Here is an 11,190-nt window from a genome sequence, read left to right as displayed (position 1 = left end):
CGCCATCTGGCACAACCGCACCATCGACGCACCCATCACCAGGTCACTCATCGCCTACGACCACTGAGCCACAACGGAACTACTCGTCTAGCGGTGGCGAGACCTTCCGCCTGAAGGAGCGCGGCCCGGCGTGGCGATGGCGGCTCGGTCTGAAGGAGCGCCGTCTGGCCTGGCGATGGCGGCTCGGCCTGAAGGAACGCCACCCCGCCTGGCGAAAGGCGGCTCAGCGCACCCCTCCCCGCACCCGTACCGGATAGCCGACCTCGCCGTCCGCCCCGCCGTCGACCCGCTCCACCACCACCCGGCCGTTGGCGACCCGGGTCGAGAAACGCTCGAACTTCGCCGGCTCCCAGCCGTCCCCCGTGTCCCGCACCACGATCCCGCCTCCGGTACGTCCGGCGACCGGCGCCCACACCTCAAGCTCCAGGCTGCCGCCGTCGCCCCGCACCGGAATCACCGAACCCGCCCGGGCAAGGACCGGGATCCGGGACAGCGGGGCGTTGAGCAGCACCGTGCCCGGGCCGTCGTGGGCCTCGCCGGTCGTCGTGTCGTACCAGCGCCCGCGCGGCAGCCGAACCGCCCGCCGGTCGGCCCCACGCTCCAGTACCGGCGCCACGAGCAGCGCGTCGCCGAGCAGGAACGAGTCCTCGCAGTCGCGCAGCGCCCGGTCGGCCGGTGCGCCCCACCACACCGGGCGCACATAGGGCGCCCCGGTCAGCCGCGCCAGGTGGGCCAGCGTCACGAAGTACGGGTGCAGCCGCTGCCGTTCGGCCAGCGCCGCCCGCGCGCCCTCCAGCACCTTCGGGCCGAACTCCCAGGGCTCCCGCCGCCCCGCCCACTTCGCCGCGTGCGTACGGAACAGGGGCAGCCAGGCGCCGAGCTGGAACCAGCGCAGATACAGCTCGGGCGAGGGGCTGCCGGTGAAGCCGCCCACGTCGGGGCCCGAGTACGGCACCCCGCACAGGCCGAGGCCGAGCACCAGGGACAGCGAGGCGCGCAGCCCGGGCCAGCCGGTCGACACATCGCCGGACCAGGTGCCGCCGTAGCGCTGCGTTCCGGCCCAGCCGGAGCGCGAGAAGAGGAACGGCCGCTCGTCGGGGCGCAGCCGGCGCAGCCCCTCGTATCCGGCGCGGGCCATGGTGAGGCCGTACACATTGTGGGCCTCCCGGTGATCGCCGCCCCGGCCGTCCAGGTCGTGCCGCGCGGACCGGGGCAGCGTCGGATCCCCGAAGGGCGCGAAAGCCACCGGTTCGTTCATGTCGTGCCACACTCCGGCGAAGCCCTGGTCGAGCCGCTCCTGGTAAAGCCCGCCCCACCACGTGCGCGCCTTCGGGTCGGTGAAGTCCGGATAGGCGCACTCCCCGGGCCACACCTCGCCGTGCACCTCGTGGCCGTGGGCGTCCTTCACGAAGGCCCCGGCGGCGAGGCCGCTGTCGTACACCGGATTTCCACGCTCCGCCCTCACCGCCGGATCGACGATCGAGACCAGCCGCACCCCCTCCTCCGCCAGGTCCTTGGCAAGCCGCGGCACATCGGGGAAGGCAGCGCGGTCGACCGTGAAGACCTGATGGTTGTCGTAGTGGTCGATGTCCAGGTGCAGCGCGGACAGCGGCAGGCCGCGCTCGGCGTACCCGCCGACGATCCGCCGCACCTCGCGCTCGCTGCCGAACCCCCAGCGCGCGTGCTGGGGGCCGAGCGCCCACGACGGCGGCAGCGCGGGCGCGCCGGTGAGCGCCGTCCAGCCCTGCAGCACCCGGGCCGGAGTGCCCGCCACCACCCAGCAGCGCAGCGGGCCTCCCTCCATGCGCAGCTCGCTCCCGCCCGGCCGGTCGTGCCCGGACCCCGCGCCCTCCTCGCCCTCGCGCAGCACCACCCGCCCGTCCCACGTGCTGTCGTAGAACGCGAGGTGGGTCCCCGCGTCCGCGACGACCAGCTGCACGGGCATCGTGATGTACAGCGGGTCGTCACCCGGACCGAACCCGCCACCGGGATCGGTGTTCCACAGCCGGTACGCACCGTCCCGCAGCCGGGGCCCGCCGGCGCGCCCGCCGAGCCCGAAGAACCGTGCGTCGGCGGCCACTTCGGACCGCTGCAGCCAGCGGGCCGGCCCGCCGCCGACCGGCTCCCACCAGCGCGGCGGCAGCTCCCGCCGCAGCACGACCCCGCCCGGCGTGCACACGTCCACCGCGCCGTGCCGGGAGATGACCACGGTCAGCCGCTCGGACACGACCCGCCAGCCGCCGTCCTTGTCCGGCTCCAGGATCGCCCGCGGATCCGGCTCGGGCGCCCGGCCGTCCAAGGCGTACGACGGCTCAGGCCCGGCCCCGTCCCAGCCCCAGAACACCGCGCCGCCCACCGCGACCCGCACCTCCAGCTCGGAACGCGCGAACCGCACCAGACCGCCGCCGGCCCGAGGCTCGGCCTCCATCACCGCCCCCGGCACCCGGGCCCGCTCCGGTCCGCGCGCGGGCAGGTCCCGCGCGTCCGCCCGGCGCCGCCGCAGGGCCGAGCGCAGCGCCCGCAGCCCCCGCACCGAGCCGACCGCCTTCACCGAGCGCACCAGGTCATCGCCGTTCATGCGGCTCACCCTGCCACCCGGACGGCCCTGTGCGCGGTTCGTTCAACTGCCGTTCACCGTGGTGGCGCCACATGTCAGGGCATCCGACCATGGGTGGGGGACCCTGGTGCGGAAGACGATCACATGGCATCGTCCCTGTCAGCCGCCTCACGCGCACACCCCTTCGCGTGTGCGCGGGAAACACGCAGATCACGCGTTACAGCCCGGGAGCCGACCCATGACCTCAGCAGCGAACCCCGCTCCGCAGCCCGCGCCCTTGTGGCAGCCGGACCCCGACCGCATCGCCGCCGCGCGGATCACCCGCTTCCAGGCGTGGGCGGCCGAGCGCTACGGGGCACCGGCCGAGGGCGGGTACCCGGCTCTCCACCGCTGGTCGGTCGCCGAACTCGACACCTTCTGGCAGGCCGTCGCCGCATGGTTCGACATCCGCTTCTCCTCCCCGTACACAGCTGTCCTTGCTGATCGAACGATGCCCGGCGCCCAGTGGTTCCCGGGAGCTGCACTGAACTACGCGGAGCACGCGCTGCGCACCGCCGAGGACCCCGCGCGGGCCGATGCCCCGGCCCTGCTGCACGTCGACGAGGCCCACGAACCGGTCGAGATCAGCTGGTCCGCACTCCGCCGCCAAGTCGGCTCGCTCGCCGCCCAGTTGCGTGCCCTCGGCGTACGCCCCGGCGACCGGGTCAGCGGCTATCTGCCCAACGTCCCGCAAGCGGTCACCGCGCTGCTCGCCTCGGCCGCCGTCGGCGCCGTCTGGACCTCCTGCGCCCCCGACTTCGGTGCCCGCAGCGTCCTGGACCGCTTCCAGCAGGTCGAGCCGGTCGTCCTGTTCACCGTCGACGGCTACCGCTACGGCGGCAAGGAGCACGACCGCACGGACGTCGTCGCGGAACTGCGCCGCGAACTGCCCACCCTGCGCGCCGTCGTGCACATCCCGCTGCTCGGCACGCCCGCCCCCGAAGGCACCCTCGAATGGTCCGCCCTCACCTCGGACGAGGTGGAGCCCGTCTTCGAGCAGGTGCCCTTCGACCACCCCCTGTGGGTGCTCTACTCCTCCGGCACGACGGGCCTGCCCAAGGCCATCGTGCAGTCCCAGGGCGGCATCCTCCTCGAACACTTCAAGCAGCTCGGACTGCACTGCGACCTCGGCCCCGAGGACCGTTTCTTCTGGTACACGTCCACCGGCTGGATGATGTGGAACTTCCTCGTCTCCGGCCTGCTCACCGGCACCACCGTCGTCCTGTACGACGGCAGCCCCGGCTTCCCCGAGACGGGCGCCCAGTGGGGCGTGGCCGAGCGCACCGGCGCCACCCTGTTCGGCACGTCGGCCGCGTACGTCATGGCTTGCCGCAAGGCGGACGTGTACCCGGGCCGGGACTTCGACCTGTCCCGCGTCAAGGGCGTCGCGACAACCGGCTCGCCGCTGCCGCCCGACGGGTTCCGCTGGCTGCACGACGAGGTGCGCGAGGACCTGTGGATCGCCTCGGTCAGCGGCGGCACCGACGTCTGCTCCTGCTTCGCGGGAGCGGTCCCGACACTGCCCGTGCACATCGGCGAGCTCCAGGCGCCGTGCCTCGGCACCGACCTCCAGGCCTGGGACGCGCAGGGTCGGCCCGTCATCGGCGAGGTCGGCGAGCTCGTCGTCACCAACCCGATGCCGTCGATGCCGATCCGCTTCTGGAACGACCCCGACGGCAGCCGCTACCGCGACAGCTACTTCGACATGTTCCCGGGCGTATGGCGCCACGGCGACTGGATCACCATCACGGACCACGGTTCGGTGATCATCCACGGCCGCTCCGACTCGACCCTCAACCGTCAAGGCGTGCGCATGGGTTCAGCGGACATCTACGAGGTCGTCGAGCGTCTCCCGGAGATCCGCGAGTCCCTCGTCATCGGCCTCGAAGAGCCGGACGGGGGCTACTGGATGCCCCTGTTCGTCCATCTCGCCGAAGGCGCAGCTCTGGACGAGGCACTCCGTACGAAGATCAAGCAGGCGATCCGCTCGGAACTCTCGCCCCGCCATGTCCCTGACGAGATCATCGAGGCTCCCGGCGTCCCGCACACCCTCACCGGCAAGCGCATCGAGGTCCCCGTGAAGCGCCTCCTCCAAGGCACGGCTCTCGACAAGGCTGTCAACCCCGGCTCGGTCGACAACCTGGACCTGTTGCGCTTCTACGAGGACATCGCCCGCAAGCGCGGTTGATCAGAGCCTGTGTCCGCACCCCGTCCGGCCCCGGGCGGCGTTCAGACACAGGCGCTCAACCTCCGTAGGTGGCCTCGGACTCGCCAAGGACCCCGGCGAAGTCCGAGGCCAGCCGCACCGCCTCCGGGCTGTCCAGACTGGCCACGGTGATGCGTACACCGGGAGCCGAGGCCATGCGGAAGCGGGCCCCGGCGGCGACCCACCAGCCGCGCGTACGCAGCCCGTTGACGACGGCCGACTCGTCGCGCACCGGCACCCACACATTCATCCCGCTCGCCCCGTGCGCCGTAATTCCGTGCTGGGCCAGCTCCTTGACGAATGCCGTGCGCCGCTCCCTATAGGTGTCCTCAGCCCGCGTCACCAATAGCTGAGCCGACGCGTCGTCCAGCAAGGTCAGCACGGCCGCCTGCAGCAGATGGCTCACCCAGCCGGAGGTGAGCAGCAGCCGCCCGTCGTGCCGCGCCAGCGTCACCGGGTCGCATGCGGCGGCCGCCCACCGCAGGTCCGTGCCCAGGTATTTGGTCACGGTCCGCACCTGGGCCCACCGCGAAAGCCCGCCCTCTGTAAGAGAGTTGAGCTCCACGCCCGCGATCTCGGCTGCATGGTCGTTCTCGATCACGAGCACCTCGGGCGCCTGCCGCAGCACCTCGACCAGCTCGTCGCGCCGCGCCGCCGAGAAGCAGCCTCCGTACGGATTCTGCGCCCGCGGGCTGCATACGACGGCCCGCGCCCCGCCGCGCAGCGCCTCCCGCAGCTCCGTGGGCCGCATGCCCTCGTCGTCAACGGCTACCGCGATCGTCCGCAGCCCCATGGCGTGGAGCAGATCGAGCAGATGGTGGTACCCGGGATCCTCCATCGCCACCGCGTCCCCGGGCCGCAACTCCGTGGTCAGCAGCCGCGCGATGCAGTCCAGCGCCCCATGGGCGAACGTCACGCACTCGGACGGCACCCCGTCCCCCGCGAACCAGGCGCGCACCCGCTCCTCCAGCTGCGGCAGCCGCGGCGTGGACCGGTGCGAGCGGGGCCCCGTGGACGGCGCGACCAGCCCCGGAAGATCCGGAAGGAAGGCCGAGTCGGGATGGCCGCCCGCCAAGTCCCGCAGCCCTTCGGGGACTTTGGGCGGCCTCCGGGAAGCGACGGCGGGCTCCGGGGCCACCACGGTTCCGCCGCGCCCACGGGTCACGACAACACCGCGCCGGCGCAGCTCCTTGTAGGCGGTGGCGACCGTGCCGGGACTCACCGCCAGATCGTCGGCCAGCCTGCGCACAGGAGGGAGCGCGTCACCGGGGCACAGGCCCCCGTCGGCGACCGCGCGCTCGACAGACGCGGCAATCCCCTTGGCTGTCGTACCAGAGATCGAATATTGTGCTGCCACGTAAAAGATTTTGTACCACTACATAAATTCCGTCAAGGGGGAGCAATGAGCTGGAGCCGCCGCCGCGCAGCCCTGTGGGAACGGATCCCGGGAGGCCTCGACGGCCGCCGGATGCTGTCGGTCGCCTTCGTCGACAGAACCGGAAGCGGACTGTGGGAGGCCGTCTCCGTTCTCTACTTCACCTACGTGGCAGGGCTCTCGCTCGCCCAGATCGGCACCCTCGTCGCAGCGTCCGGAGCCGTCGGAATCGCCGGCGCGCCCATCGGCGGCCGCATCGCCGACCGACTGCCCCTGACCCGCGTCCTCGTCGGCTTCCAATCGCTGCGCGCCATCGCCATGTTCGCGCTCCTGACCACCGACAACTTCGTCCTGCTGCTCCTGATCGCCTCCGTAGGAAGCTTCGGCGACCGCTCGGCCAACGTCCTCACCAAGCTGTACGCCGCCCGGATCGCCGGCCCCGACCGCGTCCGCTACCAGGCCGTCAGCCGGACCGTCGCCAACGCGGGCTGGGCCGTCGGCGGCCTCGCCGCCGCAGGAGCCCTCGCCATCGGCTCGGCCTCCGCCTACGAGTGGCTCCTCGCGGGCAACGCCCTCTCGTTCGTCGGCTCCGCCCTCATCACGGCGCTCTGCGCCGAACCCCCGGCGCCCGCACGTACGGTCGCCAAGTCCGGCGACCCGGCAGCCAGGCCGAAGCCGACCAACCCCTGGCGCGACCGCTGCTACCTGGCCTTCGTGGCCAGCGAAACGGTGCTCTTCCTCGACGACGCCGTGTTCAAGGTCGGCCTCCCGCTCTGGACCGTGCACGCCACCGACGCCCCACACGGACTCGTCCCGCTGCTCATGGTGCTCAACAACGTGATGGTGGTCGGCCTTCAGGTGCCCCTCGCACGATTCGGCGCCACCACCGCGGCGGCCCGACGGCTCCTGTTCCCGCTCTCCGCGGTCTTCGCGCTCGCGGGCGTTGCCATCGCGGCCTCCGCGGCGCACGGCGCCGCACTCGCCACCGCCTTCCTCCTGACCGCGACGGCCGCCTTCACCCTGGCCGAGATCATCCACGCGACCATCTCCTGGGAACTCTCGATCGCTCTCGCACCCGACGACGCACAGGGCGCCTACCTCGGAGTGCACGGCCTGGCCCAGTCCGTCCAGCGCAGCGTCGGCCCGCTCGCCGTCACCGCCGCCATCGCGACCGGACCGGTCGGCTGGATCACCTTCGGCACCGTCATCGCGGGAACCTGCCTGGTCCAGCACCGTCTCGCCCGGCCGCGACCGCGGCGGACGCCGCTGTCAGTGGCGTCGGTTACGGTGAGTGAGCATTGATCAACACCGTGCTCAGGGGGAAACATGGCGCACGCCAATCACATCAGGGCCATCCGGCGCACACTTCGCCGTGAAATGCCGAGCACCGTCGGCCTCATCGCCGACGTGCACGACTTCACGGCCATGACGAGATACCGATCCTTCGCCTTCGACGACCACGCGGCCTACCTCCGCCAGGTCGAGGGGCTCCTGCGCTCACTCGCCGCCCAGGGCGCACACACGACGGTCGCACTCTTCGACCCGGACGAATTCACCGAGTTCTGTACGTCGCAGGGCCTCGACCCGGACACGGCGGACAGCCGCACCCGCTTCACGGCCGAACTGGCGGCGGGCGGCGCCTGCGTGGCTTACGCGGGCCAGCCGATCGACAGCCTCGTCCCACAACTCATCAACAAGGCGGTCCGCAAAGCGACTTGGGAGTACGCGACGCTGCTCCTGGCAGAGGCGGGGGAGTGCGCCGAATGCGGCCAGGACATCGGCCGGGCCGCCTTCGACCGGGCCTCGCACCTCCTGTTGAGCCTGCTGGAAGCGGCCGGGCCGGGCACCCACCACCTGGTGTGCAGCATCCCTGCCCAGGCGGAGCAGCTCATCGCCGTCCTGCACGCAGACCGGGAGGGATTCAACCCGGTACGCCTGGACGAGACGGACGCCGCCGAGTTCGTGACCGTCCTCGCGGCCGGCATCGCCCTGCCGAGCGCCGGAGGGCTGGTACTCCGTACGACTGAATCGGGAATCCCGGACCGACTGCACGGCTGGCGCCTGCACCAGGGCCGGCTCGACCCGCTGACCGCGGGCGAGGTCTTCAGCGCGTACTGCACCGACGCCACGACCGGCGACCCCCTCGCCCCGGAACCCGACGTCGAATACCGGCCCGGATTCCCCATCGACCAACCGGACAGCCACCACTGAAACAACGGCAGGGGGCAAGGAAAAGGGGCTCCCCGCCGCACCGCGACGGGAAGCCCCTCTCCGACGGGTCTCACGACCCACACCGGTCTCACGACCGTCCGGTCACTCGCCGGACAGCACCGCCTGAGCGGCCTTGCGCGCATCCTCGGCGGTGTCCGCGGCACGAGCCGCGGACGCCGCACGCTCGCACTGGGCCAGCGTGTACTTCGCCAGCGTCGCACGCACATAAGGAATGGAAGCCGCACCCATCGACAGGCTGGTGACACCCAGCCCCGTCAGGACACACGCCAGCAGCGGATCGGAGGCAGCCTCGCCACACACACCACAGCTCTTGCCCTCGGCCTTGGCGGCCTCGGCGGACAGCGAGATCAGGTCGAGCAGCGCGGGCTGCCACGGGTCCTGGAGCCGGGACACCGCGCCCACCTGGCGGTCGGCCGCGAAGGCGTACTGCGCAAGGTCGTTGGTGCCGAGCGAAAGGAACTCGACCTCCTGCAGGATCGAGCGGGCCCGGAGCGCGGCGGAGGGAATCTCCACCATCGCGCCGAACTTCGCCTGCAGCCCGGCCTCCCGGCACGCGTCGGCGAACGCCTTGGCGTCGGTACGGTCGGCCACCATCGGCGCCATGACCTCAAGGTACACAGGCAGACCCTCGGCGGCCTTGGCCAGCGCGGTCAGCTGAGTACGCAGGACCTCGGGGTGGTCGAGCAGCGAACGCAGACCTCGCACACCGAGCGCGGGGTTCGGCTCGTCCGCCGGGGTCAGGAAGTCGAGCGGCTTGTCGGCGCCGGCGTCCAGAACCCGCACGACGACGCGCCCCTCGGGGAACGCCTCAAGCACCTTGCGGTACGCCTCGACCTGCTTTTCCTCCGACGGCGCCTTGGCGGAGTCGTCGAGAAAGAGGAACTCGGTACGGAACAGACCGACGCCCTCGGCACCCGCCTCCACAGCCGCCGGAACATCGGCGGGACCGCCGACATTGGCGAGCAGCGGAACCTTGTGGCCGTCCGAGGTGGCACCCGGACCGGACGACGCGGACAGCGCGGCCTTGCGCTCAGCGGCGGCCCGCTCAAGCTCGGCCTGCTTCTCCTCGCTCGGGTCGACGAAAATCTCGCCCGTGCTGCCGTCCACGGCGATCAGCGTGCCTTCGGCCAGCTCACCGGCGCCGGGAAGGGCCACGATCGCGGGAACACCGAGCGCCCGCGCCAGGATGGCGCTGTGGCTGGTGGGCCCGCCCTCCTCGGTCACGAAGCCGAGCACAAGCGCCGGGTCGAGCAGGGCGGTGTCGGCGGGCGCGAGGTCCCGCGCGATGAGCACGTACGGCTCGTCACTGTCCGGCACACCCGGCATCGGCACACCGAGCAGGCGCGCCACGATCCGGTTCCGTACGTCGTCGAGGTCGGCGACGCGTCCCGCCATGTACTCGCCGGCACCGGCGAGCAGCTCGCGGTAGTGCGAGAACGCGTCGTACACGGCGCGCTCGGCGGTGCTGCCGACGACGATGCGCCGGTCGACATCGGCCATCAGCTCCGGGTCCTGGGCGATCATCGCCTGGGCCTCAAGCACGGCCTGCGCCTCACCGCCGGCCAGATTGCCACGCGCTATCAGGTCGGCCGCCACAGCCTCCACGGCCTGGCGAGCGCGCCCCTGTTCGCGCCCGTGCTCCGATGCCGGAATCTGCTTGGCAGGCGGTTCGAGAACCGCCGTACCCATGTGCCGTACCTCGCCGATCGCCACACCGTGGCTCACACCGACGCCTCGCAGCGTTGTCTCCATCTCACCCGTCTCCGATAGTCGCGGCGGTCAGTGCCGCCGCCGTTGTTGTCCGTCCAGCGCGCCGTCGCAGCGGCGCGGGCGTCACTGCCAGCCGAACAGCGCGTCGCCGGCCTTCACGTCACCGCTGTCGATGACACCGGAGAGGGAGTCAGTGGTGGCCTCAAGAGCCACGATGGGACAAATAGGGGACTTACCGGCCGCTTCGACGGCGGACGGGTCCCAGCGCACGACCTCCTGGCCGCGCGTCACGGTGTCGCCCTTGTTGACGAGGAGCTCGAAGCCCTCGCCGTTGAGCTGGACGGTGTCGATTCCGAGGTGCGTCAGCACACCGTGACCTTCGGCGTCGACGACGACGAAGGCGTGCGGGTGCAGGGACACAACGACGCCATCCACGGGCGCCACGGCCGCCGACGGCTCACGTACGGGATCAATAGCGGTGCCGGGGCCCACCATCGCGCCGGAGAAGACGGGATCGGGCACTGCAACAAGCCCGATGGCCTTTCCAGCAAGTGGGGACGTCACGCTAGTCATGGGGAGCCTCCCAGGGGCGGAGCTTCTAGTGTCGCCGTCACTACCTGTCCTGGACGGCGTACTGTTCAGAAGGGTAAGTCATAAGAAGTCCTAGTTCCGCATGACAGGTGCCGGTTGGCTGACCTAGATGCGCACCGGAAACGATTTGCCTCAACTCCCGGCGGCCTGTACTGTCGTACTCCTGCCTGACCCCATCACAACACTGTGATTCGCGGTCGGCGGCACCTACCAAGTCCCGATCCTAACCCGGATTTCCGACCCTGCGTGCTTGCGGGGACGGTGGTCAGGAAGACGGAAAAGACTTGCTAGAGTCTGAATCGCCGGAAAGCCGATAAGGCCGGAAAGCGAAATCCCCGCTCCAGCGGGTGGCGGAAACGGAAATCGGATCTGCTAAGCTGGAAAAACGAAATACCGGAGGGAAGCGCCCGGAGGAAAGCCCGCGAGGGTGAGTACGAAGGAAGCGTCCGTTCCTTGAGAACTCAACAGCGTGCCAAAAGT

Annotated in this window: 7 protein-coding genes; 3 read left to right on the top strand and 4 right to left on the bottom strand. The window is 71.1% G+C overall.

The features are described from left to right. Nucleotides 1-223: 223 nt before the first annotated feature. The gene (locus ACWC2B_RS37860) at nt 224-2,578 is read right to left on the bottom strand and encodes a glycoside hydrolase family 31 protein (RefSeq protein ID WP_450724869.1); all 2,355 of its coding nucleotides are present in this window, start codon (nt 2,576-2,578) and stop codon (nt 224-226) included. A gap of 217 nt (nt 2,579-2,795) precedes the next feature. On the opposite strand from ACWC2B_RS37860, the gene ACWC2B_RS37855 reads away from it, so the two are divergent. Beyond that, nucleotides 2,796-4,784: an acetoacetate--CoA ligase gene (locus tag ACWC2B_RS37855; protein ID WP_450724867.1), complete on the top strand. Its 1,989-nt coding sequence runs from the start codon at nt 2,796-2,798 to the stop codon at nt 4,782-4,784. A gap of 55 nt (nt 4,785-4,839) precedes the next feature. Here the strand turns inward: ACWC2B_RS37855 and ACWC2B_RS37850 are convergent, their stop codons facing one another. Continuing rightward, nucleotides 4,840-6,159, bottom strand: coding sequence for an aminotransferase class I/II-fold pyridoxal phosphate-dependent enzyme (locus ACWC2B_RS37850; RefSeq protein ID WP_450724865.1), 1,320 nt, complete (start codon nt 6,157-6,159; stop codon nt 4,840-4,842). A gap of 45 nt (nt 6,160-6,204) precedes the next feature. Here ACWC2B_RS37850 and ACWC2B_RS37845 point away from each other — a divergent pair, with 45 nt between their 5' ends. Together ACWC2B_RS37845 and ACWC2B_RS37840 are read left to right on the top strand one after the other, a co-directional pair. Further along, nucleotides 6,205-7,479: an MFS transporter gene (locus ACWC2B_RS37845; RefSeq protein WP_450724863.1), complete on the top strand. Its 1,275-nt coding sequence runs from the start codon at nt 6,205-6,207 to the stop codon at nt 7,477-7,479. Nucleotides 7,480-7,503: 24 nt separating this feature from the next. After that, nucleotides 7,504-8,388 carry a hypothetical protein gene (locus ACWC2B_RS37840; RefSeq protein WP_450724861.1) on the top strand — a complete coding sequence of 295 codons (885 nt, stop codon included), beginning with the start codon at nt 7,504-7,506 and terminating at the stop codon, nt 8,386-8,388. A gap of 102 nt (nt 8,389-8,490) precedes the next feature. On the opposite strand, the gene ptsP is transcribed toward ACWC2B_RS37840, so the two are convergent. Both ptsP and ACWC2B_RS37830 read right to left on the bottom strand, forming a co-directional pair. After that, a complete protein-coding gene (ptsP, locus tag ACWC2B_RS37835) occupies nt 8,491-10,161 on the bottom strand; it encodes a phosphoenolpyruvate--protein phosphotransferase (RefSeq protein WP_450724859.1) in 1,671 nt (556 codons plus the stop codon). 81 nt (nt 10,162-10,242) lie between these two features. Beyond that, the gene (locus tag ACWC2B_RS37830; protein WP_450724857.1) at nt 10,243-10,692 is read right to left on the bottom strand and encodes a PTS sugar transporter subunit IIA; all 450 of its coding nucleotides are present in this window, start codon (nt 10,690-10,692) and stop codon (nt 10,243-10,245) included. Nucleotides 10,693-11,190 lie beyond the last annotated feature (498 nt).

It is taken from the genome of Streptomyces sp. NPDC001415, assembly GCF_053597395.1.
This window is presented reverse-complemented; position numbering and strand designations above follow the sequence as displayed.

Bases quoted from the DNA above. Each gene is read 5' to 3' on its own strand.
- ACWC2B_RS37860 (WP_450724869.1), bottom strand. From the start codon at position 2,578: ATGAACGGCGATGACCTGGTGCGCTCGGTGAAGGCGGTCGGCTCGGTG.
- ACWC2B_RS37855 (WP_450724867.1), top strand. From the start codon at position 2,796: ATGACCTCAGCAGCGAACCCCGCTCCGCAGCCCGCGCCCTTGTGGCAG.
- ACWC2B_RS37845 (WP_450724863.1), top strand. From the start codon at position 6,205: ATGAGCTGGAGCCGCCGCCGCGCAGCCCTGTGGGAACGGATCCCGGGA.
- ACWC2B_RS37840 (WP_450724861.1), top strand. From the start codon at position 7,504: ATGGCGCACGCCAATCACATCAGGGCCATCCGGCGCACACTTCGCCGT.
- ptsP (WP_450724859.1), bottom strand. From the start codon at position 10,161: ATGGAGACAACGCTGCGAGGCGTCGGTGTGAGCCACGGTGTGGCGATC.
- ACWC2B_RS37830 (WP_450724857.1), bottom strand. From the start codon at position 10,692: ATGACTAGCGTGACGTCCCCACTTGCTGGAAAGGCCATCGGGCTTGTT.